Source organism: Pseudomonas sp. FW300-N2F2, assembly GCF_017351655.1.
Classification (GTDB): Bacteria; Pseudomonadota; Gammaproteobacteria; order Pseudomonadales; family Pseudomonadaceae; genus Aquipseudomonas; species Aquipseudomonas fluorescens_AA.
The window spans coordinates 96,006-122,549 of sequence record NZ_JACNDQ010000004.1; the positions used below are offsets into that span (position 1 = coordinate 96,006).

General features: G+C 61.7%; 23 protein-coding genes. 13 read left to right on the plus strand and 10 right to left on the minus strand.

Annotated features, from left to right (window positions below):
- Positions 1-3: 3 nt before the first annotated feature.
- Both J4E63_RS27100 and J4E63_RS27105 read left to right on the plus strand, forming a co-directional pair.
- A complete protein-coding gene (locus tag J4E63_RS27100) occupies positions 4-912 on the plus strand; it encodes a DMT family transporter (RefSeq protein WP_207283857.1) in 909 nt (302 codons plus the stop codon).
- A 289-nt stretch (positions 913-1,201) separates the two neighbouring features.
- A complete protein-coding gene (locus J4E63_RS27105; protein WP_219738803.1) occupies positions 1,202-2,374 on the plus strand; it encodes a hypothetical protein in 1,173 nt (390 codons plus the stop codon).
- A 156-nt stretch (positions 2,375-2,530) separates the two neighbouring features.
- Here J4E63_RS27105 and J4E63_RS27110 read toward each other — a convergent pair whose 3' ends face one another.
- The 5 genes from J4E63_RS27110 to def form a co-directional block, all read right to left on the minus strand.
- On the minus strand, positions 2,531-2,842 hold the full coding sequence (locus J4E63_RS27110) for a tetratricopeptide repeat protein (protein ID WP_192261842.1): 312 nt from the start codon (positions 2,840-2,842) through the stop codon (positions 2,531-2,533).
- A gap of 177 nt (positions 2,843-3,019) precedes the next feature.
- A complete protein-coding gene (trkA, locus tag J4E63_RS27115) occupies positions 3,020-4,393 on the minus strand; it encodes a Trk system potassium transporter TrkA (RefSeq protein WP_060739847.1) in 1,374 nt (457 codons plus the stop codon).
- 24 nt (positions 4,394-4,417) lie between these two features.
- The gene (gene rsmB, locus J4E63_RS27120) at positions 4,418-5,728 is read right to left on the minus strand and encodes a 16S rRNA (cytosine(967)-C(5))-methyltransferase RsmB (RefSeq protein WP_207283858.1); all 1,311 of its coding nucleotides are present in this window, start codon (positions 5,726-5,728) and stop codon (positions 4,418-4,420) included.
- On the minus strand, positions 5,725-6,684 hold the full coding sequence (fmt, locus tag J4E63_RS27125) for a methionyl-tRNA formyltransferase (RefSeq protein ID WP_207283859.1): 960 nt from the start codon (positions 6,682-6,684) through the stop codon (positions 5,725-5,727). Before fmt ends, rsmB begins: the two co-directional genes overlap by 4 nt.
- A gap of 72 nt (positions 6,685-6,756) precedes the next feature.
- Positions 6,757-7,263: a peptide deformylase gene (gene def / locus J4E63_RS27130; RefSeq protein WP_003196300.1), complete on the minus strand. Its 507-nt coding sequence runs from the start codon at positions 7,261-7,263 to the stop codon at positions 6,757-6,759.
- A gap of 170 nt (positions 7,264-7,433) precedes the next feature.
- Between def and J4E63_RS27135 the strand changes: the two genes are divergently transcribed.
- The 3 genes from J4E63_RS27135 (at position 7,434) to J4E63_RS27145 (ending at position 10,253) form a co-directional block, all read left to right on the plus strand.
- On the plus strand, positions 7,434-8,459 hold the full coding sequence (locus tag J4E63_RS27135) for a LysM peptidoglycan-binding domain-containing protein (protein WP_207283860.1): 1,026 nt from the start codon (positions 7,434-7,436) through the stop codon (positions 8,457-8,459).
- Between the two features lie 80 nt (positions 8,460-8,539).
- The gene (dprA, locus tag J4E63_RS27140) at positions 8,540-9,634 is read left to right on the plus strand and encodes a DNA-processing protein DprA (protein ID WP_207283861.1); all 1,095 of its coding nucleotides are present in this window, start codon (positions 8,540-8,542) and stop codon (positions 9,632-9,634) included.
- A gap of 61 nt (positions 9,635-9,695) precedes the next feature.
- On the plus strand, positions 9,696-10,253 hold the full coding sequence (locus J4E63_RS27145) for an L-threonylcarbamoyladenylate synthase (RefSeq protein WP_014335849.1): 558 nt from the start codon (positions 9,696-9,698) through the stop codon (positions 10,251-10,253).
- 691 nt (positions 10,254-10,944) lie between these two features.
- On the opposite strand, the gene J4E63_RS27150 is transcribed toward J4E63_RS27145, so the two are convergent.
- Positions 10,945-11,922: a quinone oxidoreductase gene (locus J4E63_RS27150; protein WP_207283862.1), complete on the minus strand. Its 978-nt coding sequence runs from the start codon at positions 11,920-11,922 to the stop codon at positions 10,945-10,947.
- Positions 11,923-12,085: 163 nt separating this feature from the next.
- On the opposite strand from J4E63_RS27150, the gene hemF reads away from it, so the two are divergent.
- Together hemF and aroE are read left to right on the plus strand one after the other, a co-directional pair.
- Positions 12,086-13,000: an oxygen-dependent coproporphyrinogen oxidase gene (gene hemF / locus J4E63_RS27155; RefSeq protein WP_192261837.1), complete on the plus strand. Its 915-nt coding sequence runs from the start codon at positions 12,086-12,088 to the stop codon at positions 12,998-13,000.
- A 13-nt stretch (positions 13,001-13,013) separates the two neighbouring features.
- Complete coding sequence (gene aroE, locus J4E63_RS27160) at positions 13,014-13,835, plus strand: shikimate dehydrogenase (protein ID WP_207283863.1); 822 nt, start codon at positions 13,014-13,016, stop codon at positions 13,833-13,835.
- A 112-nt stretch (positions 13,836-13,947) separates the two neighbouring features.
- On the opposite strand, the gene J4E63_RS27165 is transcribed toward aroE, so the two are convergent.
- The 3 genes from J4E63_RS27165 to betC all read right to left on the minus strand — a co-directional run bounded on the left by J4E63_RS27165 (position 13,948) and on the right by betC (position 18,132).
- A complete protein-coding gene (locus J4E63_RS27165) occupies positions 13,948-15,516 on the minus strand; it encodes a SulP family inorganic anion transporter (RefSeq protein ID WP_207283864.1) in 1,569 nt (522 codons plus the stop codon).
- A 164-nt stretch (positions 15,517-15,680) separates the two neighbouring features.
- Complete coding sequence (choX, locus tag J4E63_RS27170; RefSeq protein ID WP_207283865.1) at positions 15,681-16,601, minus strand: choline ABC transporter substrate-binding protein; 921 nt, start codon at positions 16,599-16,601, stop codon at positions 15,681-15,683.
- Positions 16,602-16,617: 16 nt separating this feature from the next.
- Positions 16,618-18,132, minus strand: coding sequence for a choline-sulfatase (gene betC, locus J4E63_RS27175; RefSeq protein ID WP_207283866.1), 1,515 nt, complete (start codon positions 18,130-18,132; stop codon positions 16,618-16,620).
- 114 nt (positions 18,133-18,246) lie between these two features.
- Between betC and J4E63_RS27180 the strand changes: the two genes are divergently transcribed.
- Positions 18,247-19,197, plus strand: coding sequence for a choline sulfate utilization transcriptional regulator (locus J4E63_RS27180; RefSeq protein ID WP_207283867.1), 951 nt, complete (start codon positions 18,247-18,249; stop codon positions 19,195-19,197).
- 84 nt (positions 19,198-19,281) lie between these two features.
- Here the strand turns inward: J4E63_RS27180 and J4E63_RS27185 are convergent, their stop codons facing one another.
- Positions 19,282-19,941 (minus strand): NAD(P)-dependent oxidoreductase, encoded by a 660-nt coding sequence (locus J4E63_RS27185; RefSeq protein ID WP_207283868.1) that lies wholly within the window; start codon positions 19,939-19,941, stop codon positions 19,282-19,284.
- 84 nt (positions 19,942-20,025) lie between these two features.
- Here J4E63_RS27185 and J4E63_RS27190 point away from each other — a divergent pair, with 84 nt between their 5' ends.
- The 5 genes from J4E63_RS27190 to J4E63_RS27210 all read left to right on the plus strand — a co-directional run bounded on the left by J4E63_RS27190 (position 20,026) and on the right by J4E63_RS27210 (position 26,458).
- Entirely contained in the window at positions 20,026-20,364 is a 339-nt protein-coding gene (locus J4E63_RS27190) for a DOPA 4,5-dioxygenase family protein (protein ID WP_060739861.1), read from the plus strand.
- Positions 20,365-20,747: 383 nt separating this feature from the next.
- The gene (locus J4E63_RS27195) at positions 20,748-22,055 is read left to right on the plus strand and encodes a CitMHS family transporter (protein ID WP_060739862.1); all 1,308 of its coding nucleotides are present in this window, start codon (positions 20,748-20,750) and stop codon (positions 22,053-22,055) included.
- A gap of 75 nt (positions 22,056-22,130) precedes the next feature.
- Entirely contained in the window at positions 22,131-22,898 is a 768-nt protein-coding gene (locus J4E63_RS27200) for a TerC family protein (protein ID WP_060739863.1), read from the plus strand.
- A 324-nt stretch (positions 22,899-23,222) separates the two neighbouring features.
- Positions 23,223-24,881 carry a Na/Pi cotransporter family protein gene (locus J4E63_RS27205; RefSeq protein ID WP_207283869.1) on the plus strand — a complete coding sequence of 553 codons (1,659 nt, stop codon included), beginning with the start codon at positions 23,223-23,225 and terminating at the stop codon, positions 24,879-24,881.
- 185 nt (positions 24,882-25,066) lie between these two features.
- Positions 25,067-26,458, plus strand: a complete 1,392-nt coding sequence (locus J4E63_RS27210) for a pitrilysin family protein (protein WP_207283870.1) — start codon at positions 25,067-25,069, stop codon at positions 26,456-26,458.
- Positions 26,459-26,544: the final 86 nt, after the last annotated feature.

Genomic DNA, 26,544 nt, shown 5'->3' on the forward strand with positions numbered 1-26,544 from the left:
CCAATGAACAGTTCTAAAAGAATTGCCCCGCATGATTACGTATTTTTATTGCTAGTGGCGCTGATCTGGGGGGGGAACTTCGCCCTGATCAAAGTAGGGCTTGAACAAATCAAACCATTCGTGATGACATTCATCAGGTTTTCGCTTTGCGTCTTCCCGTTTGTATTTTTCATGCCAAGACCTAAGATTCCAGCGTATGTACTCGCCGCATATGGAATATTGTTTGGGGGCGGAATATGGGGGTGCGCCAACATTGCCATATATACAGGCACCTCCCCCGGCACGGTATCCCTCATCATTCAGCTCAGCGCATTCATTACATTTATCATTGGCCTGATTGCCTTTAAGGAAAGAGCTTCCAACATCAGCATTATCGCCCTCGCAATATCGCTCTCTGGTCTTTTCTTGATGCTTATCAAGAACAATCAGGGTTCAGGCCCGTTGGGCGTCGCTATCTGCTTGCTCGCAGCCTTCTGCTTTAGCTTGTGTACGTTCATTATTCAAAAGTACAAACCTAAAGACCTGCTGCCATTTATGATTTGGAGCTTATTATTCAGCCTTCCAATTCTATTTATTCTTGCCTTGTACTTTGAAGGGGCCGACGCATTCTATAGCCTGAGGGATGTAATGAACTACAAAGTCATAGTGTCGCTGATCTCACAGTCTTACGTGACTACTCTGCTGGGCTACTGGATATGGAACTACAACATAAGAAAATATTCCGGATCCACCGTGGCCCCCATAGGCTTGCTGGTTCCATTTTTCGCCATAATCATTTCCTACCTGTTCTTTAGCTACCCGATAAACGGAACAGTCATTCTATCGATAGGCTTGGTTTTCTGCGGCGTCATCTTGTTCAACCTACGACATAGCATTGAGCAGTTGTTCAACAAGACCGCCATACACAGATAACACGACCTTGCTCAGGTTTAAAATTTGCCGCAAGAGCGCATGCACCACTTCAATGCCGGCGCAGCCAAACCGCCCAAAAAAAGTGCGTTTCGTTTGTCATTTTGGAACGCTTTTTTTTGCTCGTTGATGTAGTTGCAAAGTTTAACTTTCAAAGCGTCTTAAAAACGGGGTTCTAGCGTGCACAAAAACGCTATGGCCAGCATTTATCACGGCCCAGGCGGTAGTTCACAGCGCTCAAGGATGCCGTTCACTTCCGTCATGCCGAAACGCTTACGATAGGGAAATCATCATGAAGCATTTTTCAAAAGAATTAGCTATTTTTTTAGTCTGCTCAACGGCTTACCGTCTATGTTCCGGGGCACTGGTGGTCTCCCTGACGTGGACCATCCTCAACCAGAACGAAGGTGGTTATTTGCCTTTGGCATTGGCGATCTTTTGCTCCTTCATTCCGGCCTTCATCACGCCGGTGGTTATCAAGCGGCTGTCGGCGCGAATGAACGGCCGAAAAATGAGCAGCTGGTTTACGTTTTGTCTGGCCGGTCTCAGCCTGGTGGTAGGGGCAAGCCGAGACATCACCCTTGCATTGCTAGCCGCCAACCTTTTTGTCTGGCTGGTTTTCATGCTGCTCGAAGCCAGCTTGGATATGTGGTTCACCCAGGTTCAGCGCGGTATGGATGAAGCCTCTGTCAGACGAATCAGTGGTGCCACAACTGCAACCGGTCAAGCGGCCCTGATGATTGGGCCGTTGTTGGCAGCCGGCTTGATGCCGATCCTGCCGGGCATGGGGTTCTTCATTTTTCTGGGCGCTGGATTCCTGCTGGTATCAGCGATTTGTTACATCCGCCATGGTCTCTCGGTGGTGACACAAGAGGCTAGCGAGACAGTTGCGCCAGCCAAGCTTCCACTCACCCTGTTTGTGCCAATGGTGCTGATCTGGCCAATCCTCGGTGCCTTCAACTTCATGCTTCCAGTGTATGTGTCGAGCCATGGCTGGGCGCTATTTGAGCTTGGTGTGCTGGATGCAGTGTTTGGCATGGGGATGGCGTTAGTGGGAGTACTGATCATTCTGAGTAATACCGGTCGCAATCTATCGGTATTTCTCTCGGGGCTGATCGGGCTGGCCGTCATTTCCGCAGCGGTATGGTTTATGGTGCCAGATACCCTAGTGCTCAAGGCTCTAAGCCTGCTGATCCTTGGCATGGCCTTTGGCGGTGCGCGGGTGCATATCCGAGCAGCGATTGCCTACCGCTACAGCGAGGCTGCCGTTGGTGCGTGTGTTAGCCGGGCGAACGCCCTCGCAACGCCGGTCTTGCTGTTAATCCTAAGCCTGCAACTGGCATTAATCGAGAGCGCGTGGCTGATACCGTTTCTGATGATTACCTTGTCCATTGTTCTATTGCTACAGACATCGGCGACTCGCTTTGCCCAGGGGCACACGAGCCCGGTAACAGCAGGTGCCTGATAGTCCTTATCCGGGGGCAACATAGTCCCTTAATGCCGGAGTTCAGTGTTGGCTGGTTGGCGGGCTGGTCTTGAGAACGTGGTGGACTTTTTTGTGAGTGCTTCGCACTCAAGCGGGAGCAAGCTCCCTCGCCACAAAAAGCGGTTTTGTGCGAAGTCAGTGGTGGCGATCCAGCTTTTTGAGGAACACGGTCATTTCTTTTTCCGCCTGCTTGTCGCCGTGGGCGCGGGCGGCTTCGAGGCCTTGTTCCCAGGCTTGGCGGGCTGCCGCTAGGTCGCCTTGGCCTTGGTGGGCTTTGCCCAGGAGTTTCCACGCGGCTGAATACTTGGGGTCGAGTTCGACGCAGCGTTGGAAGTGTTCGGCGGCGCGGGGGAATTCGCCGAGGTCGAGGTAGCCTTTGCCCAGGCCGAAGCGTAGCAGGGCGTTATCCATGCCTTTGGCGAGCATTTTTTCCAGGGAGTCGAGCATGGCGGCGTCCTTATCTGTTGTGTCAGGGGTTGATCGGTTGGCTGCTAGATAGCTATCGCGAGCAAGCTCGCTCCCACAGGGGGTTGGGGTTGCTCACGACATTTGTGAGCAATGGCGATCCTCCGGGGGAGCGAGCTTGCTCGCGATGAGGCCCTTTCTGTCACTGCACATCCCAGATCAGAAGAAGCTCAACCCCACATGGAACAGCTTCTCGACATCGCGAATGTGCTTCTTGTCCACCAGGAACAGGATGACATGGTCGCCGGTCTTGATCGTGGTGTCGTCGTGGGCGATCAGGACTTCTTCGTCGCGAATGATCGCGCCGATGGTGGTGCCCGGCGGCAGGCCGATGTCGCGGATGGCTTTGCCGATCACTTTGCTGGACTTGGCATCGCCGTGGGCAATGGCCTCGATGGCTTCGGCCGCGCCGCGGCGCAGGGAGTGGACGCTGACGATGTCGCCGCGGCGCACGTGGGCGAGCAAGGTGCCGATGGTTGCCAGTTGCGGGCTGATGGCGATGTCGATGTCGCCGCCCTGGATCAGGTCGACGTAGGCCGGGTTGTTGATGATGGTCATCACTTTCCTCGCCCCCAGGCGCTTGGCCAGTAGCGACGACATGATGTTGGCTTCGTCGTCGTTGGTCAGGGCCAGGAAGATGTCGGCGTCGGCGATGTTTTCTTCCAGCAGCAGGTCGCGGTCCGAGGCGCTGCCTTGCAGCACCACGGTGCTGTCGAGGGTGTCCGAGAGGTAACGGCAGCGGGCCGGGTTCATCTCGATGATCTTGACCTGGTAGCGGCTTTCGATGGCTTCGGCCAGGCGCTCGCCGATCTGTCCGCCGCCGGCGATGACGATGCGCTTGTAGTTCTCGTCGAGGCGGCGCATTTCGCTCATGACCGCGCGAATATTCGCCTTGGCGGCGATGAAAAATACTTCGTCGTCGGCTTCGATCACCGTATCGCCCTGGGGCAGGATCGGCCGGTCCCGGCGGAAAATCGCCGCGACCCGGGTCTCCACATTCGGCATGTGTTCGCGCAATTGGCGCAGTTGCTGGCCCACCAGCGGCCCGCCGTAGTAGGCCTTGACCGCCACCAGTTGGGCCTTGCCTTCGGCGAAGTCGATCACCTGCAGGGCGCCGGGATGCTCGATCAGGCGCTTGATGTAGTTGGTCACCACCTGCTCGGGGCTGATCAGCACGTCCACCGGGATCGCTTCGTTGTCGAACAGGTCGGCACGGGTCAGGTAGGCGGCCTCGCGCACCCGGGCGATTTTGGTCGGGGTGTGGAACAGGGTGTGGGCGACCTGGCAGGCGACCATGTTGGTTTCGTCGCTGTTGGTTACGGCCACCAGCATGTCGGCATCGTCGGCACCGGCCTGGCGCAGTACCGTGGGCAACGAGCCCCGGCCTTGTACGGTGCGGATGTCGAGGCGATCACCGAGGTCGCGCAGGCGTTCGCCGTCGGTGTCGACCACGGTGATGTCGTTGGCCTCGCTGGCCAGATGTTCCGCCAGCGAACCGCCGACCTGCCCTGCGCCGAGGATGATGATTTTCATCCAGTCACTCCTATCGAATCGGTCTTAACCGCGTGCGGCGGCGATCTTGATCAGCTTGGCGTAGTAGAAGCCGTCGTGCCCGCCTTCCTGGGCCAGCAACTGGCGGCCATGGGGCTGCTTCAGGCCGGCCTGGCTGGCGATGTCCAGTTCCCGGGCGCCCGGGGTGCGGGCGAGGAAGGCCTCGATCACTTCGGTGTTCTCGGTGGGCAAGGTCGAACAGGTGGCGTAGAGCAACATGCCGCCCACTTCCAAGGTCAGCCACAGGGCATCGAGCAGTTCGCCTTGCAACGTGGCCAGCGCGACGATGTCATCCGGCTGGCGGGTGAGCTTGATGTCCGGGTGGCGACGGATCACCCCGGTGGCCGAGCACGGCGCGTCCAGCAGGATGCGCTGGAACGGTTTGCCGTCCCACCAGGTTGCGGTGTCGCGGCCGTCGGCGGCGATCAGTTGGGCGTCCAGGCCCAGGCGTTCGAGGTTTTCCTTCACCCGCACCAGGCGCTTGGCTTCCAGGTCCACCGCCACCACGCCGGCCAGCTTCGGCTCGGCCTCGAGGATGTGACAGGTTTTGCCGCCGGGCGCGCAGCAGGCGTCCAGCACCCGTTGCCCGGGCGCCAGCTCCAGCAGGTCGGCGGCCAGTTGCGCGGCTTCGTCCTGGACGCTGATCCAGCCCTCGGCAAAGCCCGGCAATGCCCGTACGTCACCCGGGGTTTCCAGCACGATGCCGTCGCGGCTGTACTGGCATGGGATGGCCGGGATGCCCGCCTCGCCCAGCAACGCCAGGTAGGCGTCGCGGGTATGGTGGCGACGATTGACCCGCAGGATCATCGGCGGATGGGCGTTGTTGGCCGCGCAGATGGCTTCCCATTGCTCGGGCCAGAAGGCTTTCAGGGATTTCTGCAACCAGCGCGGGTGGGCGGTGCGCACCACCGGGTCGTGTTCCAGCTCGGCCAGCAGGGTTTCGCTTTCCCGTTGGGCGCGGCGCAACACGGCATTGAGCAAGGCCTTGGCCCAGGGCTTTTTCAGCTTGTCGGCGCAGCCCACGGTTTCGCCGATGGCGGCGTGGGCCGGGACGCGGGTGTAGAGCAGTTGATAGAGCCCCACCAGCAGCAGCGCTTCGACGTCGGCATCGGCGACCTTGAACGGCTTCTGCAACAGCTTGGCCGCCAGCGCCGACAACCGCGGCTGCCAACGGGCGGTGCCGAACGCCAGGTCCTGGGTGAAACCGCGATCACGGTCTTCCACCTTGTCCAGTTGGGTCGGCAGGGAACTGTTCAGCGAGGCTTTCCCGCTGAGTACCGCGGCAAGGGCCTTGGCGGCGGCCAGACGCGGGTTCATGAGGCGTCCGTCGCTTGGCCGAGGACGGTGCCGACGGCAAACTTCTCACGGCGGCTGTTGAACAGGTCGCTGAAGTTCAACGCCTTGCCACCGGGCAGTTGCAGGCGCGTCAGGCACAGCGCCTGCTCACCGCAGGCAACGACGAGACCGTCCTTGCTGGCGCTGAGGATTTCACCCGGTGCGCCCTTCCCTTCGGCGTAATTGGCCGCCAGCACTTTCAGGGCTTCGCCGTTCAAGGTGCTGTGGCAGATCGGCCAAGGGTTGAAGGCCCGCACCAGGCGCTCCAGCTCGATGGCTGGGCGGCTCCAGTCGATACGGGCTTCGTCCTTGTTCAATTTGTGCGCGTAAGTGGCGAGGCTGTCATCCTGCACTTCGCCTTCCAGCGTGCCGGTAGCCAGGCCGGCGATGGCCTCGACCACGGCGGGCGGGCCGATGAGTGCGAGGCGGTCGTGCAGGCTGCCACCGGTGTCTTCGGCGCTGATGGGGGTGCTGACCTTGAGCAGCATCGGCCCGGTGTCCAGGCCGGCTTCCATGCGCATCACCGTCACGCCGCTCTCGGCATCGCCGGCTTCCACCGCACGCTGGATCGGCGCCGCACCGCGCCAGCGCGGCAGCAGCGAGGCATGGCTGTTGATGCAGCCCAGGCGCGGGATATCCAGCACCACTTGGGGCAGGATCAGGCCGTAGGCGACCACCACCATCAAGTCCGGTTGCAGCGCCGCCAGTTCGGCCTGGGCCTGGGCGTCGCGCAGGGTCGGCGGCTGCAACACCTGGATGCCGTGTTCCAGGGCAAGCTGCTTGACCGGGCTGGGCATCAGTTTTTGCCCGCGGCCGGCCGGCCGGTCCGGCTGGGTGTAGACCGCGACGATGTCGTGGGGGCTGGCCAGCAGGGCCTTGAGGTGTTCGGCGGCAAATTCGGGAGTGCCGGCAAAGACGATGCGCAGGGGCTCAGTCATGGGAAGCTCTCAATTACAAAGCAGTCGCAAAAAGAAAAAGGCTTGCCGCGGCAAGCCTTTGAAGAGAGGGCATCAAGCATTCTGGCGATGAAGTTTTTCCAGTTTTTTCTTGATCCGGTCACGCTTGAGGGTAGACAGGTAATCCACGAACAGCTTGCCGTTGAGGTGGTCGCACTCGTGCTGGATGCACACCGCCAGCAAGCCTTCGGCGATCAGTTCATAAGGCTGGCCGTCACGGTCCAGGGCCTTGATCTTGACCTTCTGCGGACGGTCGACGTTTTCATAGAAGCCTGGCACCGAAAGGCAGCCTTCCTGATACTGGTCCATCTCGTCGGTCAGGGTTTCGAACTCGGGGTTGATGAACACCCGCGGCTCGCTGCGGTCTTCGGAAAGGTCCATCACGACGATACGCTTGTGCACGTTGACCTGGGTCGCGGCGAGGCCGATGCCTGGCGCCTCATACATTGTTTCAAACATGTCATCGACCAACTGACGCACTTCGTCGTCCACTACGGCCACCGGTTTGGCGATCGTGCGCAGGCGCGGGTCCGGAAATTCGAGAATGTTCAAAATGGCCATAAGCTTGATAAATGCACGTGTGAGGTAAAGTCGGGTGGCTGGCCTGGCGTGTCTTGGGATGCAGGCTACCGTTGTAAAACGTTGCCCTTGGGGAAAACAGCTCCGCAGGGCAGCGAGCCACGGGGGCTCTGGCGTTTCACGCGAACGCACATAATAAAGGGATTCACCGCATGAGGAAATCACTACTCGCCCTGCTGTTCCTGGCTTCGGCCGGTATCGCGCATGGGCAAGTGCAACTTCGGGAAGGTTTTCCCCAGCAATACACGGTGGTGACGGGGGACACATTGTGGGACATTTCCGGCAAATACCTGCGCGAGCCGTGGAAATGGCCCGAACTCTGGCAGGCCAACCCGCAGATCGAAAACCCCAACCTGATCTATCCGGGCGATACCCTGTCGCTGGTCTACGTCAACGGCCAGCCGCGCCTGACCCTCAATCGCGGCGCCTCCCGCGGCACCATCAAGCTGTCGCCGCGCATTCGCAGTTCGCCGGTGGCCGACGCCATCCCGAGCATTCCGCTGCAAGCCATCAACAGCTTCCTGCTGAGCAACCGCATCGTCGACACGCCTGAGGATTTCGACAAGGCGCCCTACGTCGTCGCCGGCAATGCCGAGCGGGTGCTCAGCGGCATGGGGGATCGGGTCTTCGCCCGTGGCACATTCGACTCGAACCAGTCGGCCTACGGCATCTTCCGCCAGGGCAAGGTCTACACCGACCCCGAGACCAAGGAATTTCTGGGCATCAACGCCGACGACATCGGCGGCGGCGAAGTGGTCGCCACCGAGGGCGATGTCACCACCCTGGCCCTGCAACGCACCACCCAGGAAGTGCGCCTGGGTGATCGCCTGTTCAGCGGCGAAGAGCGCTCGATCAACTCGACCTTCATGCCCAGCGCGCCAAAATCGGACATCAACGGGTTGATCCTGGACGTGCCCCGGGGCGTGACCCAGATCGGCGCGCTGGACGTGGTCACCCTGAACAAGGGCCGCCGCGATGGGCTGATCGAAGGCAACGTGCTGGCGGTGATGAAGACCGGTGAAACCGTGCGCGACCGCATCACCGGCGAGCCGGTGAAAATCCCCGATGAGCAGGCCGGCCTGCTGATGGTGTTCCGCACCTACGACAAGCTCAGCTACGGTCTGGTGCTGTACGCCTCGCGCTCGCTGTCGGTGCTCGACAAGGTCCGTAATCCGTAACGGGTCTCACAAGTTACCAACAGAGTTATCCACAGCTTGTTCCCGTTTGTACGGGGCTTATAACGGTCAAGGATGATCGCATGTCATTACCTGAATCTGCTCCGGTTTCCCCTGCGGAACTGGAGGCCCGGCTACGTCTTCACCGCTTGCCGGAACTCGGTCCCAAGCGTTTCATGACCCTGATGGAGGCCTTCGGCTCGGCCTCCAAAGCCATCAGTGCACCGGCCAGCGCCTGGCGAGCGCTGGGCCTGCCCATCGCCTGCGCCGAGGCGCGACGCAACCCGGATGTGCGTGACGGCGCCGCCCACGCATTGGCCTGGCTAGAGCGTGCGGGCCAGCATTTACTGATGTGGGACCAACCCGATTACCCCGCGCTGCTGGCACAGATCAGCGACGCGCCACCGCTGCTGTTCGTCGCTGGCGACGCCACCATTCTGGAAAAACCGCAGCTGGCGATGGTCGGCAGTCGCCGGGCATCGCGGCCGGGCATGGACACCGCGGCGGCGTTTTCCCGCAGCCTGGCCGGGGCCGGTTTTGTCATCACCAGCGGCCTGGCCCTGGGCATCGATGCGGCGGCCCATCAGGCGGCGCTGGACGTTGGCGGGCGCACCGTCGGCGTGCTGGGCACCGGCCTGGAAAATTTTTATCCACAGCGCAATCGTCGGTTGGCGGACGCGATGATTGCCCACGGCAGCGCGGTGCTGTCGGAGTTTCCGTTGGACGCGCCGCCCCACGCCAGCAACTTTCCGCGTCGCAACCGGATCATCAGCGGTTTGTCCCTGGGGGTGCTGGTGGTGGAAGCCAGTGTCGCCAGCGGCTCGCTGATCACCGCCCGACTGGCGGCGGAACAGGGCCGCGAGGTGTATGCCATTCCTGGATCGATCCATCACCCCGGCGCCCGGGGCTGCCATCAGCTGATCCGCGACGGTGCGGCGCTGGTGGAAACCGTCGAGCACATCCTCGAAGCGTTGCGCGGTTGGCAGCAGTTGCCGCTGGCCGCGACGCCTGAGCCGGTGACCCATCCGCTGCTGCGCCTGCTGCACGCCGCGCCGTTGAGCAGCGAGGCGTTGGCCGACGCCAGCGGCTGGGGCTTGCCCAAAGTGTTGGCAGCGTTGACCGAGCTGGAAATGGAAGGACGCGCCACCTGTGACAATGGGCGCTGGTTTGCACGCTAGGTTTTATGGGGAAGATCGGTAAACTGCCCACAGCCTTATTTGCGTTGCGGGAGAAACTTTCATGGTCAACAGTTGGCGTGTGCAACAAGCCGCGCGAGAAATTCGCGCCGGGGCGGTGATTGCCTATCCAACCGAAGCGGTCTGGGGCCTGGGTTGTGACCCGTGGAACGAGGAGGCGGTGGAGCGCCTGCTGGCGATCAAGTCGCGGCTGCCCGACAAAGGCCTGATCCTGGTGGCTGACAACATCCACCAGTTCGACTTCCTGTTCGAAGACTTCCCCGAAACCTGGATGGACCGCATGGCCAGCACCTGGCCGGGGCCCAATACCTGGCTGGTGCCACACCAGAACCTGCTGCCGGAATGGATCACCGGCGTGCACGACACCGTCGCGCTGCGGGTCAGCGATCATCCCACCGTGCGCGACTTGTGCTCGTTGGTCGGGCCGCTGGTGTCCACCTCGGCCAACCCCCAAGGGCGCCCGGCGGCGCGCACGCGGATTCGCGTCGAGCAGTATTTCCGTGGGCAGATCGACTTGGTACTGGGCGGCAACCTGGGCGGGCGCAAGAACCCCAGCGTGATTCGTGACCTGGCTACCGGGAAAGTGGTGCGACCGGACTGAGCCCGCACCCCATTCTGCATCTTGCATAAAACCCCTGTGGGAGCGAGCTTGCTCGCAATGGCGTCAGGTCAGCCAGCATTGATATTGACTGACACACCGCTATCGCGAGCAAGCTCGCTCCCACAGGAATTTGTGGCGAATGCCAGATCTGTGGACACCGCAAAACCTTTGTGGGAGCGAGCTTGCTCACGATGGCGACAGGTCAGCCAGTATTGATATCGACTGACGCACCGCTATCGCGAGCAAGCTCGCTCCCACAGGAATTTGTGGCGAATGCCAGATCTGTGGACACTGCAAAACCTTTGTGGGAGCGAGCTTGCTCGCGATGGCGACAGGTCAGCCAGTATTGATATCGACTGACGCACCGCTATCGCGAGCAAGCTCGCTCCCACAGGAATTTGTGGCGAATGCCAGATCTGTGGACACCGCAAAACCTTTGTGGGAGCGAGCTTGCTCACGATGGCGACAGGTCAGCCAGTATTGATATCGACTGACGCACCGCTATCGCGAGCAAGCTCGCTCCCACAGGAATTTGTGGCGAATGCCAGATCTGTGGACACTGCAAAACCTTTGTGGGAGCGAGCTTGCTCGCGATGGCGTCAGGTCAGCCAGTATTGATATTGACTGACACACCGCTATCGCGAGCAAGCTCGCTCCCACAGGTTCTGCTGGACACCTTCGTCCCTGTAGCTCAAGGCAGGAGAATGGTCGACCCCGTCGTGCGCCGCGCCGACAGCTCGGTCTGGGCCTTGGCCGCTTCCGCCAGTGGATAACGCTGGTTGATGTCCACCGTGAGCTTGCCGCTACTGATCATCCCAAACAGTTCATCGGCCATGCGCTGCAGGTTTTCGGCATTGTTGGCGTACGTCGCCAGGGTCGGGCGGGTGACGTACAGCGAGCCCTTGGCCGAAAGAATCCCCAGGTTCACACCGTCCACCGCCCCCGAGGCATTGCCGAAGCTCACCACCAGGCCACGGGGGGCGACGCTGTCCAGGGAGGTCAACCAGGTGTCCTTGCCAACCCCGTCGTACACCACGGGCACCTTCTTGCCGTCAGTCAATTCCAGCACGCGCTGTGCGACGTTTTCCTTGCTGTAGTCGATGGTTTCCCAGGCGCCGTGGGATTTGGCGATGGCGGCTTTTTCCGACGAGCTGACGGTACCGATCAGCTTCACGCCCAAGGCCTTGGCCCACTGGCAGGCCAAGGAGCCCACGCCACCGGCGGCGGCGTGGAACAGGATGGTTTCGCCACCCTTGAGCTCATAGGTCTGGCGCAACAGGTATTGCACGGTCAGGCCCTTGAGCATCACGCCGGCGGCCTGTTCGAAACTGATGGATTCGGGCAGATGCACCAGGTTGGCTTCGGGCAACACATGGACATCGCTGTAGGCCCCCAGCGGTCCGCTGCCATACGCCACCCGGTCGCCGACCTTGAACCGCGTGACGCCGGGACCAATGGCCTCGACCACGCCCGCGCCCTCGGCGCCCAGGCCCGAAGGCAGCGCCGGTGGCGGATAAAGACCGCTGCGGTAGTAGGTGTCGATGAAATTCAGGCCGATTGCCTTGTTGCTGACGCGTACCTGCTGCGGGCCCGGCTCGGCCGGCTGATAGTCGACGTACTCGAGCACTTCGGGACCGCCGTTGGAACTGAACTGGATACGTTTGGCCATCTTCACTTTCTCCTTGTCGCAGACTTTTTACCAAGCCTGCTATCGGACTCCTAAGCTTGACCGTCGTCAACTGTGGCGTGGGCAAGTGCGGTGGTATCCTGTGCGCCCATTTGCCACCGGCCCGCTATACGCCGCGTAGCGTAGCCCTGATCAAGGTGACGTCATGTCCACTCGTACCGAGGCCGTGAAAGCCTATCTGCTCGACCTGCAAGACCGCATCTGCGCCACCCTGGAAGCCGAGGACGGCGGCACGCGCTTCGTCGAAGATGCCTGGGCTCGGCCCGCCGGGGGAGGCGGTCGCACGCGGGTGATCGAAAACGGCACGGTGATCGAAAAGGGCGGCGTCAACTTTTCCCACGTCTTTGGCAGCGGTCTGCCACCCTCGGCCAGCGCCCATCGGCCGGAACTGGCCGGGCGCGGCTTCGAAGCCCTGGGCGTGTCGCTGGTGATCCACCCGCACAACCCCCACGTACCGACCTCCCACGCCAATGTGCGTTTCTTCATCGCCGAAAAGGAAGGCGAAGAGCCGGTCTGGTGGTTTGGCGGTGGCTTCGACCTGACCCCTTACTACGGCGTAGAAGAGGACTGCGTGCATTGGCACCGCGTCGCCGAGCAAGCCTGCGCGCCGTTCGGCCCCGAGGTGTATCCGCGCTACAAGGCCTGGTGCGACAGCTACTTCCACCTCAAGCATCGCAACGAGCCCCGGGGCATCGGCGGCCTGTTTTTCGACGACCTGAACGAGTGGGGTTTCGACACTTGCTTCGCCTTCATCCGCGCCATCGGCGACGCCTACATCGATGCCTACCTGCCCATCGTGCGTCGCCGCAAGCATGACGCGTTCACCGCCAAGCAACGGGAATTCCAGGAATTTCGCCGTGGGCGTTACGTGGAGTTCAACCTGGTCTACGACCGCGGCACCCTGTTCGGGCTGCAATCGGGCGGACGTACCGAGTCGATCCTGATGTCCCTGCCGCCGCAGGTACGCTGGGGCTATGACTGGAAAGCCGAGCCGGACAGCGAAGAGGCGCGGCTGACCGAGTACTTCCTGCAGGATCGCGATTGGCTGGCGAAGGCCTGAACGGGGATATTCCATGGATCGCTACGTTGTAATGGGTAACCCGATCGGCCACAGCAAATCGCCGTTGATCCATCGCCTGTTTGCCGAGCAGACCGGGCAAACCCTGGACTACAGCACGCTGCTGGCACCGCTGGAGGATTTCTCCGGTTGCGCCCAGGCATTTTTCCGCGAGGGCCGTGGTGCGAACGTCACGGTGCCGTTCAAGGAAGACGCCTTCCGCCTGGCCGACACCCTGACCGAGCGGGCCCAGCGGGCCGGGGCGGTCAATACGTTGAGCAAACTGGCCGACGGCCGCCTGTTGGGTGACAACACCGACGGCGCCGGGCTGGTCCGGGACCTGACCGTCAACGCCGGCTTCAGCCTCCAGGGCAAGCGCATCCTGTTGCTGGGGGCCGGCGGCGCGGTGCGCGGCGCCCTGGAACCGCTGCTGGCCGAAGCGCCGGCCTCGGTGATCATCGCCAACCGCACGGTGGAAAAAGCCGAACTGCTGGCCAAGTCGTTCGCCGACCTGGGCCCGGTCTCGGCCAGTGGTTTCGACTGGCTGCAAGAGCCGGTGGACCTGATCATCAACGCCACCTCCGCGAGCCTGTCGGGGGATGTACCGCCGATTGCCGCCAGCTTGATCGAGCCCGGCAAGACGGTCTGCTACGACATGATGTATGGCAAGGAACCGACCTCATTCTGCCGTTGGGCCAGTGAGCACGGGGCGGCGGTGGCGATGGATGGCCTGGGCATGCTCGCCGAACAGGCGGGCGAAGCGTTCTACCTGTGGCGCGGGGTACGCCCGGACACCGCGCCGGTGCTGGCCGAGTTGCGCCGCCAATTGGCGCTGTAGGAACTGCGTAGGAGCTGTCGAGTGCAACGAGGCTGCGATCTTGCCCCAGACAATTGAGTCGCACATGAAAGAAGATCGCAGCCTTCGGCAGCTCCTACAGGGTTGAATCAGTTCAATCCTCAAAATGGATCGGGCAATGCTCCGGTCCCTCCAGCTTCAACAACTCCTCCACCACCTGGGGCCGGGCCTTGCGCAAGGTCAGGCTACGCCCCTGGCCGCGCAGGCGCCGGGCTTCCTGGTGGAGCATTTCCACCCCGGAATAATCGATGAAGTTGATCTGCTGGGCATCGATGACCACCCGCTGCGCCTGCAGCCGTTGCAGGCGTACTTGCAGGTAATGGCTGGCGCCGAAAAAGATCGAGCCTCCCACCCGCAGGATCTCCGCCTCCCCCTCGCGAAAGTGCTGCACCCGCGGCTGTGAGGTGCGCTTGAGGTAGAAAAACAGCGAAGCCAGTACGCCGGCGTAGATAGCGGTTTGCAGTTCCAGCAGCAACGTGGCCAGGCAGGTCAGGCTCATCACCATGAATTCGGCGCGGCTCACGCGGTACAACGCCCGGATACCACGGTGGTCCACCAGCCCCCAGGCGATCAGCAGGATGCTGCCGGCCATGGCCGGAATCGGGATGTGCGCGATCAGTTTCGCCCCGGCGACCGCAAACAACGCCACCCACAAGGCCGAGAACACCCCGGCCAGGGGCGAGCAGGCCCCGGCTTCATAGCTGAGGCCGGAACGGGTGAAGGAACCGGCCGACAAGGATCCGGAGAAAAATCCGCCAACGAGGTTGGAAAGCCCCTGCGCCCTCACCTCCTGATTCGCATCGAGCAATTGCCCGGAACGTACCGACAACGAACGGGCGATGGACAAGCTGGTGACCAGCCCGAGCATGCCCACCGCGACGGCCCCGGGCAGCAAGCGCAGGATCAGTTCCAGGTCCAGCGGCAGCAGCGTCAGCGGCGGCAGGCGCCCGGCGAAGGCGCTGACCAGCGCCACATGCCCGAACATCGCCGGCCACAGCCAGACCACCAGGCTGCTGATGATTAAAGTTATCAACAGGCTCGGCCAGCGCGGCAGCAAGCGCTTGAGCACCACGCCCAGGAGCAGCGTGCCCAGTCCCAGCAGCAATGACGGTTTATCCACAGCCTCGATATGGCTGACCAACATCAGCAGGCCCTTCAATGCCGTGGCTTCATTGGGCAAATCGAGGCCCAGCAGGTTCGGCAACTGCCCCAATGCGATCACCACCGCCGCCCCCAGGGTGAAACCCAGCACCACCGAGTGGGAGACGAAATTCACCAGCGCGCCGAAACGCAACAGCCCCAGCAGCCACTGGAAAATCCCCGCCAGGACGGTCAGCAGCAGGATCAAGGTGATGTAGTCCTGGCTGGCGGGCACGGCCAACGGACTGACGGTGGCGTACAAGACGATGGAGATTGCCGCCGTAGGGCCGCAGATCAGGTGCCACGACGAACCCCAGAGGCAGGCGATCAGCACCGGCACGATCGCTGCGTACAAGCCGTATTCGGGGGGCAAACCGGCAATCAGGGCGTAGGCGATGGACTGCGGCAACGCGAGAATCGCGCCACTCAGGCCGACGATCAGGTCACGGCCGACACTGGCGCGGGTCTGCCGGGGCAGCCAGCTCAGGAAGGGGAAGAGTGAACGGCGCGTGGGGATTGCCATGGGGCCTCAAGGATGGGGTTTGGCGCAAGAGTATCAGGCGAGGGATCACCCGTGGCGAGGGAGCTTGCTCCCGCTCGGTCGTGCAGCGGCCGCAAAAAATCGGGACCGCTGCGCAGTCCAGCGGGAGCAAGCTCCCTCGCCACAAAAGCCACTCGCCATTATGCCTAGAGCTTGGCCTTCACCGCCGCCAACGCATCCTTGCCATCCAGGGTCTTCACGCCGTCCAGCCACTTATCCAGCACTGCCGGGTTGGCCTTGATCCAGGCCTTGGCCGCATCGGCGTTGCTGACTTTGTTGTTCAGCACCTCGGCCATGATGCTGTTCTCCATTTCCTGGGTGAAGCTCAGGTTGGTCAACAGCTTGCCAACGTTCGGGCAGGCCTGCGCATAACCCTTGCGGGTCAGGGTGTAGACGCTGCCGGTGTCGCCGAAATACTTCTCGCCGCCCTTGAGATAGTGCATTTTCAACTGCACGTTCATCGGGTGCGGCGTCCAGCCGAGGAAGGTCACGAACTTCTGTTTCTTCACTGCCCGGGAGACTTCCGCCAGCATCGCCTGCTCGCTGGACTCCACCAGTTTCCACTCGCCCATGCCGAAGTCATTGGTCTTGATGATTTCTTTCAGGGAGAGGTTGGCCGGGGCGCCGGAGCCGATGCCGTAGATCTTCTTGTCGAACTTGTCGGCGAATTTGTTCAGGTCGGCAAAGTTATGCACACCGGCGTCCCAGACGTAGTCCGGGACCGCCAGGGTGAATTCGGTGCCGTCGAGGTTCTTGGCCAGTTGCGTGACATCGCCAGTGGCCACGAACTTGTCATAGAAGCCCTGCTGCGCCGGCATCCAGTTACCCAGGAACACATCCACCTGGCCGTCCTTGAGGCCACCGAAGGTGATCGGCACCGCAAGGGTGTCGACCTTGGCCTTGTAGCCCATCCCGCCCAACAGGAAACCGGTGATGGCGTTGGTCGCGGCAATGTCGCTCCAGCCCGGATCGGCCATTTTCACGGTCTCGCAGCTCTGCTCGGCCCAAGCCGAAACACTGCTCAACGCCAACAGTCCAGCGGTGAGTACTGTGGATAACTTTTGCATGTGCGTGCCCCTTACGTTATTGGTTTTGGCAGGGTTGTGGATAACGGGCCTTGCGCTCCAGATCGTCGAGGTCGATGTGGTTACGCATGTACTGCTGGCTGGCGTCCACCAGCGGCTGGTGGTCCCAGCTCTTGAGTTTGCCCAGGGTCAGCGCCTGGGCGACAAAACGGCGGCGGCGCTGGCTGGCGAGCACCTGTTGGTGAATAGCCGGAATATCCCACTTGGCGCGCGCCTCGGCGAGAAAATCGGCGAACAGGGATCGATGCTCGGGAGATTGGCTGAGATCTTCCAGCTCCTTGGGATCGTTGCGTACGTCGAACAGCAGGCACGGGTCATCTTCGCTGTAGATGAATTTCCACGGGCCACGACGGATCATCATCAAGGGGCTGATGGTGCCTTCGGCCATGTATTCACCGAAAACTTCGTCATGCCCGCCCTGCCCTTGCAGATGCGGCACCAGCGAACGGCCATCCAGTGGCAAGCCGGGTTCCAGCGTACCGCCGGCCAGTTCCACCAGGGTCGGCAACAGGTCGGCGGTGGACACAGCTGCCCCCACCCGGCCGCTGGCGAACTGCCCCGGTGCGCTGATGAGCAACGGTACGCGGGCAGCCATTTCAAACCAGTGCATTTTGTACCACAGGCCTTTTTCGCCGAGCATGTCCCCATGATCGCCGGAGAAGACGATGATCGTGTCGTCCAGCAGACCGGTATCTTCCAGGGTTTGCAGCAGCTTGCCGACGTTGCTGTCAATGTAGCTGCACGCGCCGAAATAGGCGCGGCGGGCATCACGAATCTTATCCACAGGCAGTGGTTTGTCCCACAGGTCATAGACCTTCAACAGCCGCTGGGAATGTGGATCGAGGTCCGTTTGCGCCGGGGTCTGCGGCAATGGAATGTCGTTGTCGTCATACAAATCCCAGAACGCCTTGGGAATCGTGTACGGGTCGTGTGGGTGGGTCATCGACACGGTGAGGCAGAACGGCTGGTCACCGTCTTCGCGGATGTGGTCGAACAGGTACTGTTGGGCCTTGAACACCACTTCTTCATCGAAATCCAGCTGGTTGGTGCGCACGCAAGGGCCGGCCTGCAACACCGACGACATGTTGTGGTACCAGCTCGGCCGCACGTCCGGCTCGTCCCAGTTCACCGACCAGCCGTAGTCGGCCGGGTAAATGTCGCTGGTCAGGCGCTCTTCGTAGCCGTGCAGTTGGTCGGGACCGCAAAAGTGCATCTTGCCGGACAGCGCCGTGCGATAGCCGAGCCGACGCAGGTAATGGGCGTAGGTCGGCACGTCCGCAGGAAAATCCGCCGCGTTGTCGTAGGCGCCGATCTTGCTGGGCAACTGGCCGCTCACCAACGTGAAACGCGACGGCGCGCACAACGGGCTGTTGCAATAGGCGGCGTCGAACACCACGCCCTCGGCGGCCAGGCGCGACAGGTTCGGCAGCTTGATCGGCGAAGGACCGTAGATCGGCAACATTGGCGCGGCCATTTGATCGGCCATGATGAAAAGAATGTTCTTGCGCTTCATGTATTCGCGGCATTCCATAGTAGGCAGTTATGCGATATTGCTGCGATCGAGCATGTAGCCCCCGGGTTTTGGGGTAAAGCCCATGCAGGATAATGACTAGGATAAGCACAGCTTATGTATGACGCCCTGGGTGATCTGTCTCTGGAACTGTTCCGTGCCTTTGAAGCCGCGGCCCGCCAACAAAGCTTTACGGCGGCGGCGATTGAGCTGGGCACCACGCAACCGGCCATCAGCCAGCAGATCAAGCGCCTGGAGGAGCAACTGGGTACACGGTTGTTCGACCGGATCTACCGTGGCATCGAACTGACCGAGGCCGGGACGATCCTGTTCGAGCAAGTGCAGGCCGGTTTGCAAAGCATCGATGCCGGGCTGAGCGCGATCACCGCCCAACACCAGCATGAGGTGCTGCAGGTGGCCACGGACTTCGCCTTCGCCGCTTACTGGCTGATGCCGCGCCTGCATCGCTTTCACGCCGCCAACCCTCAGGTGGACGTGAGCCTGGTGACCAGCGAACGCAACCACAACATGTTGCGGACCGATATCGACGTTGCCGTGCTGTTCGGCGACGGTCGCTTCAAACAAGGTGAAAGTCGCTGGCTGTTCAGCGAAGAAGTCTTTCCGGTGTGCAGCCCGCTGCTGCTCAAGGATCGCCCCCTGCCCTTGCCCGCCCAGGCCTTGGCGGAATTTCCATTGCTGCACCTGCGCGCGAGCAACAGCAATAGCTGGTTCGACTGGAGCGGCGTATTCCGCGAGCTGGGCATCACGTCGTCGCCAGCCCCCGGGCAATTGCGCTTCGACAACTACACGCTCCTCATCCAGGCGGCGATTGGCGGCCAAGGCGTCGCCATCGGCTGGCGACACCTTGTGGATAACTTATTGGCCCAGGGGCTGCTGTGTCGTCCCATCGCCGAAACAGTGCTGTCGCGGCTGGGGTATTACGTGGTCTTGCCCCAGCGTAAACGACGCGGGGGGTTGATCCGGCTGTTTGTGGACTGGCTGATGGAAGAACAGACCAACAGTGCTGAATCGCTCACGGGGTTGCCGTTGCCTTCGATTGCGGTTTGAGGCCGTGGCGAGCGCCATGTTTTTGGGGCTGCTTCGCAGCCCAGCGGGAGCAAGCTCCCTCGCCACGGATGTGAATGTCGACAGCTAGTGGGCGGCGACAAAGCTGACATGCTCGCCCACATGCAGCTTCAGGCGTAGCTCATCGGCGATGCCGACCGCCACGCGGTTGAGCCGCTCCAGGGATTCGGCCAGGCCGGGTTCGAGGCTGGTGCTGACCTGGCTGAAATGCTCGATGCCCAGGCCAGGCGCAGCGTAAGGGGCGTTGACCAAGGTCCATTGCAAGGTGCTGTTCTTGAGGGCGTCGAGCACTTCTTCGGCGGCATGGCGTTGCAAATCGTCGTCGGCCTGCTCTTCGTCGAGCACGGCGAAGTCGCCGATCAGGAACAACCGGGGCACGTTCACCGCTTGCATGCCGGCGATCAGTGCATCCACCGCCAGGACTTGCTCCACCGGGCCGGGAATCAAGGTGCGCTCCACTTGTTCGCTGTTCATCGGCAACCCCGGCGCGTTCAACAGGCACACCACGGCGCTGGCGCCGGCAACGCTTTGCTTGACCCGCTCCGGGTCGAAAAGATCGCCGGTCTTGGTCCGCAGGCCCGGGCGTGGAGCCAGGGCGGTAAGATCGTCGAGAATCGCAATGACCTCATGCTGGCGCCGCAGCATTTCAGCCATCAACGCACTGCCGAGGCTGCTCATGGCACCATAGAGCACCACTTTGATGACCGGGGTTTCAGCGTTTTTCATGGCTGTTTTCCTCTTTAACGCGCATGTAAAGGCTCTGACCCGCGGCAAACGGCGAGGGTTCGGCCTCTTTTCCAAGGAGTACAGATGCAGCGAATCAAGGGCTACCACGCCCACGTGTATTTCGACGCCAGCACCCTCGACCAGGCGCGGGCCCTGTGCGAGGAAGCGGCGCAGCTGTTCCCGCTGAAAATGGGCCGTGTCCATCAACGTCCGGTCGGCCCGCACCCGGACTGGAGCTGTCAGTTGGCGTTCGATCCGCAGTACATCGGCGTGGTCCTGCCGTGGCTGGCGCTGAATCGCAAGGGCCTGGTGATTTTCCTGCACCCGGAGACCGGCGATGACCTGACGGACCACACCGAGCATGCGATCTGGATGGGCGCGGTGCGGCCGTTGAATCTTTCAGCGTTTAAGGCAAGCACCTGATTGCTGTTGTGGCGAGGGAGCTTGCTCCCGCTCGGTCGCGCAGCGGCCGCAAAATCCTGGGGCCGCTTCGCAGCCCAGCGGGAGCAAGCTCCCTCGCCACAACAGCAACACAGACCCGCTTGACCAACCATCAGCCATTGCAACGGCGAAAGCTTGCTGAAAGCTAGCGCGATTAGGATCACCTCACTTCCGGCAAAAGACCGGTCGGCCAAAAGCGAGTTTTCAAGGCTCGTTCGGCCCTTTTAACAACAACAATGGTGATTCTGATGTCCGCTGCTACCCGTCCCGTTGCACCCACTCCATCCGTCCCCCTCGTGCTTTGCATCTCGCGCTGACCTGACCGGTTCGCCTTTCATAGCCGCGCCACGCCTGGAGTATTTCCCATGCTGACTTTCCTTGGCTTCGCCATGGTCATCACGTTCATGTTCCTGATCATGACCAAGCGCCTGTCCGCGCTGATCGCCCTGATCATCATTCCGATCCTGTTCGCCCTGTTCGGTGGTTTCGCGCCGAAGATCGGCCCGATGATGCTCGAAGGCATCACCAAGCTCGCCCCGACCGGGGTGATGCTGATGTTCGCGATTCTGTATTTTGCCCTGATGATCGACTCCGGCCTGTTCGACCCGGCCGTGCGCAAGATCCTCAAGCTGGTCAAGGGCGACCCGTTGAAAGTTTCGGTCGGTACCGCCGTCCTGGCGCTCGTCGTTTCCCTCGATGGTGACGGCGCGACCACTTACATGATCTGCGTGGCCGCGATGCTGCCGCTCTACAGCCGTATCGGCATGAGCCCACGCATCATGGCCGGCCTGATCATCCTCGCCGGTGGCGTGATGAACATGACCCCGTGGGGCGGCCCGACGGCCCGGGCGGCCAGTGCGCTGCATGTGGACCCGTCCGACATCTTCGTGCCGATGATTCCCGCCATGCTGGCCGGCGTCGTGGCGATCCTGGCGATCTCCTACATGTACGGCAAACGCGAGCGCGCACGCCTGGGTGAATTGCACCTGGCGGGCGACGAGATCGACCACAGCGAAATCAGCGTGTCCCAGTTCCCGGACGCTCGCCGTCCGAAGCTGATCTGGTTCAACGGCGCGCTGACCCTGGCCCTGATGTGCACCCTGATCGCCGGCCTGTTGCCGCTGCCGGTGCTGTTCATGGTGGCCTTCAGTATCGCGATGATCGTCAACTACCCGTGCCTGCAACAGCAGAAAGACCGCGTCGCGGCGCACGCCGGCAGTGTGTTGGCGGTGGTCGGGCTGATTTTCGCCGCGGGTATCTTCACCGGCATCCTGTCCGGTACCGGCATGGTCGACGCCATGTCCAAGAGCCTGCTGGCGGTGATTCCGGAGTTCCTCGGTCCTTACCTGGCAGTCATCACTGCGCTGGTGAGCATGCCCTTCACCTTCTTCATGTCTAACGACGCATTTTATTACGGGGTGTTACCGGTTTTGGCCGAAGCCGCCAGCCACTACGGCATCACCGCCGTTGAAATGGCCCGTGCCTCCATCGTCGGTCAGCCCGTCCACCTGTTAAGCCCGCTGGTTCCGTCGACCTACCTGCTGGTAGCCTTGGCCGGGATCGAGTTCGGCGATCACCAGCGCTTCACCTTGAAGTGGGCAGTACTGGTTTGCCTGTGCATAATGTTCGCCGCCTTGCTGATGGGGATTTTTCCGCTGTTCAGCACTCTATAAAAGCAACGCTCGCCCTGCCGTGCCGATCTGACAAGAAGGCTCGGCTCGGCCTAACACTCGCTCAAAGGAACTCACATGGAATGGCTGACCAACCCGGAAATCTGGGTTGCCTTCTTTACCTTGACCGCCCTGGAAATCGTCCTGGGCATCGACAACATCATCATGATCTCGATCCTGGTCAGCCGCATGCCCAAGCACATGCAGGCGCGCACCCGGATCTTCGGCCTGGCGCTGGCCATGATCACGCGGATCCTGTTGCTGCTGTCCATCACCTGGGTCATGCGCCTGACGGCGGATTTGTTCGAAGTGTTCGGCCAAGGCATCTCCGGTCGTGACCTGATCCTATTCTTCGGTGGCCTGTTCCTGCTGTGGAAAAGCTCCCAGGAGATGTACCACGCGCTGGAAGGCGAAGATGAAACCAACGACGAACCTTCGGGCAAGGGCGGCAACTTCATCTACACCATCATCCAGATCGCGATCATCGACATCGTGTTCTCCCTGGACTCGGTCATTACCGCGGTCGGCATGGTCTCCCATGTACCGGTGATGGTTGCCGCCATCGTCGTTGCCGTACTGGTGATGATGCTGGCTTCGGGCACCATCAGCACGTTCATCGACAAGCACCCGTCGCTGAAGATGCTGGCGCTGTCGTTCCTGCTGGTGGTCGGTACCGTGCTGATCGCCGAGTCGTTCGACGTGCACGTGCCAAAAGGCTACGTCTACTTCGCCATGGCGTTCTCCCTGGCGGTGGAAGCGGTCAACATCAAGATGCGTACCGCGATTGCACGCAAGCGCAAACAGCAGGATCCGGTGAAACTGCGCAAGGATGTTCCGGGCCAGTAATGGCATCGGGCATTTGAATGAAGGGGCTCTTTGGAGCCCCTTTTTCATGCCCATAGAAAGGCCGGTGCGCATAACCCTGTGGGAGCGAGCTTGCTCGCGATAGCGGTCTGTCAGCCAAAGAAGATGTTGAATGTCTGGGCCCCATCGCGAGCAAGTTCGCTCCCACAGGGGCTGCGGGGTATTTTTATGACAGTTTTGTTTCAAACGATTCTTTAGCTGTGCAATGCTGGCGCCCGAACCGTTCGCCAACTACAGCTTAAATACAAGAACGAAGAATGTGGCATCGTCAATTTGTTCCTTTGGGACGCTAACAGGGGGCCTCTCATGCTGACCCTGCTGAATTTGCTCTCCGCCGTGGCCCTGCTGATCTGGGGCACGCATATCGTGCGTACCGGCATCTTGCGGGTCTACGGCTCGAACCTGCGCCATGTCATTGGCCAGAACATGTCCCGGCGCTGGCTGGCGTTTATCGCAGGGATCATGGTCACGGCCATGGTCCAGAGCAGCAACGCCACGGCCATGCTCGTCACCTCGTTCGTCGGCCAGGGCCTGATGGCGTTGACGCCGGCCCTGGCGACCATGCTGGGCGCCGATGTCGGCACCGCGCTGATGGCACGGGTGCTGACCCTCGACCTGTCGTGGCTGTCGCCGCTGCTGATTTTCCTCGGGGTGATTTTTTTCCTCTCGCGCAAACAGACCCGCGTCGGACAAATGGGCCGGGTCGGCATCGGTCTGGGCCTGATCATCCTGGCCCTGCAATTGATCGTCGAAGCCGCCGCGCCCATCACCCACGCCCAAGGCGTGAAAGTGATCTTCGCCTCACTGACCGGCGATATCCTGCTCGATGCGCTGGTCGGCGCGCTGTTCGCGATGATTTCCTATTCCAGCCTGGCCGCCGTGCTACTGACCGCGACGCTGGCCGGTGCCGCGGTGATCAGCCTGCCGGTGGCCATCGGCCTGGTGATCGGCGCCAACATCGGCAGCGGCGTATTGGCGTTCCTCAGCACCAGCATGCAGAACACCGCCGGACGCCAGGTGGCGCTGGGCAGCCTGCTGTACAAGCTGATCGGGCTGTTGTTGATCATTCCGGTGCTCGATCCGCTGGTGGGCTGGCTCGACAGCCTGGATTTCAGCCCCCAGGAAACGGTGATCGGTTTTCATCTGCTCTACAACACCGTGCGGTGCCTGGTGCTGCTGCCCAGCGTCGGCCCGATGGCCAGGCTCTGTGCCTGGCTGCTGCCGGAACGGCCCGAGACCAACGGCACGGCCAAGCCCCGCCACCTGGACCCCACGGCCCTCGCCACCCCGAGCCTGGCGCTGGCGAACGCGGCCCGTGAAACCCTGCGCATCGGCGACCTGATCGAGAACATGCTCGAAGCCATGCTGGACGTGCTGCGCGGCCAGCAGACCGCGGTGACCCAGGACGTGCGGCGCATGAGCGATGACGTCGAGGCGCTGTGCAGTGCAATCAAGTTGTACATGGCGCAAATGCCCCGTGAAGACCTCAGCGAACAGGACAGCCGCCGCTGGGCGGAGATCATCGAACTGGCGATCAACCTCAAACTCGCCAGCGACCTGATCGAGCGCATGTTGCGCAAGGTCCAGCAGCAGAAGACCTCCCAGCGCCGCTCCTTTTCCGATGTGGGCCTGGAAGAGTTGGCGGGGCTGCACAGCCACTTGATCGCCAACCTGCGGCTGGGGTTGTCGGTATTCCTCAGCGCCGACCGGGAAAGCGCCCGCCAGTTGCTGCGTGAGAAACGTCGTTTTCGGGCGCAGGAACGGCGCATGGCCCATGCCCATGTCAGCCGCCTGCAACGCAAAGTCGTCCAAAGCCTGGAGACCAGTTCCCTGCACCTGGAGCTGATTGCCGACATGCGGCGCCTCAATTCGCTGTTTTGCGGCAGCGCCTATGTGGTGCTGGAGACGGCCGAGATCGGTGCGCTGGCGGCGGATGAAATTAGCGACATTACCCATTCGCCTTGAACAACTGGCGCATTGGTCAGTCAGTAACAATGGCTCGGGCCCGAAACCGTTCAGCGGCCCGCCTGCTCCCGTTGTCATGAATACTGCATAGATTCGATAGGGGGAGCGAGCCAACTCCGGGCGCGATCCGCCGATGACGGCCTGCCCAGCACCATGGACCTCCACTCAGCCGCCAGGAAGCCCCTATGCGTTGTCTGTTGCTCGCCTTTCTTTTGCTCGGCTCACTGCCCGTGGTTGCCCTGGACCGGTTCCAGGTCGAAGGCTATACGCTGCCCAACGGCATGCAGCTGATGCTCAAGCCCGGCACCGAGCGCGGGCATGTGGCGATCCGGCTGGTGGTCGGCGTGGGCCTGGACGACTTCAGTTGCGCCGACAAGGAACTGCCACACCTGCTCGAACACCTGCTGTTCAGCGGCGTCGATGACAGTGGTGAAGGCGGCCTGGAAGAGCGCATGCAGGCCTTGGGTGGCGAATGGAATGCCTTTACCAGCAACGCCGACACCACGTTCGTCATCGAGGCGCCGGCGCGCAATCAACGCAAGGTGCTGGACCTGCTGCTGACGCTGTTGACCCGCACCCGTATCGACGAAAAAGCCCTGGAGGCGGCCAAGCGGGTGGTGGAGCGCGAGGACGGTGGTCACTACACCCACCTGCAACGCTGGCTCGATCACCAGGACCTGGGCCACAAGGCCAGCAACCAACTGGCGGTCGAGTTGGGCCTGCGCTGCGCGGAACGGGCCGAGGTCCAGCGCCATACCCTCGCCCGCCTCGAACAAGTGCGCAAGGCCTGGTACGCGCCGAACAACATGACGCTGATCGTGGTCGGGGATCTCGACCGACTGCTGCCCGCCTACCTGGAACGCGCCTTTGGCGAACTCGAGCCGGTGGAACCCAGTGCCCACGAGGCGCTGCCGCAGATCCGCTACAAGGCAGTGACCAAGCGCAACCTGATCCGTGGCCTGGCCGGCGACAGTGCCAAGCTTCACTGGCTGTTCCCGGAACCGGTGCTGGACGAGCAGCATGACGAAACCTTCGACCTGCTCAAGGACTACCTGGATTGGGCACTTTATCGCCAACTGCGCCTGGCCCGCGGCCTGTCCTACGGGCCATGGACCGAGCGCGAAGTATTCGGCGGCGTCGGCTTCTTCAGCCTGAACGCCGACCTGTCCCGCGAAGACTTGCCCGAAGCCGAACAGGCGCTGGAAGAACTGCGCAAGACCTTGCTCAAGGATGGCCTGGACCCCGCCAGTTTCGTGCGCATCAAACGCGCGGCCATCGCCCATCAATCCTGGGCGGTTCAAGGTAACAGCGCGCTGGCCGATTACTACTGGGGCGCCTTGGGCGACTATGAAGACGGTCGCTTCGCCAACCCGGCCGTGCGCCTGCAGGAGGTGAGCCTGGAACAGGCCAACGTGGCCCTGCGCGAACTGCTCAAGGACCCGGGTTACCTGCGCATCGAGAAGCCGTTGCTCAGTGACGATGAGCTCGTCTGGGGGCTGGGCGGCTTGCTGGGGTTGCTGCTGCTCGGCTTGGTGATGTGGCAGGTACGCCGACGGGCCCGACCGAACGAAGACTGAAAGACCGCATCGCGTCCATCATGGGCAAGCCTTGCTCCCACAGAAAAATCCCTCAGCACAAGAGTGCTCGTCACATCGATGCCCTG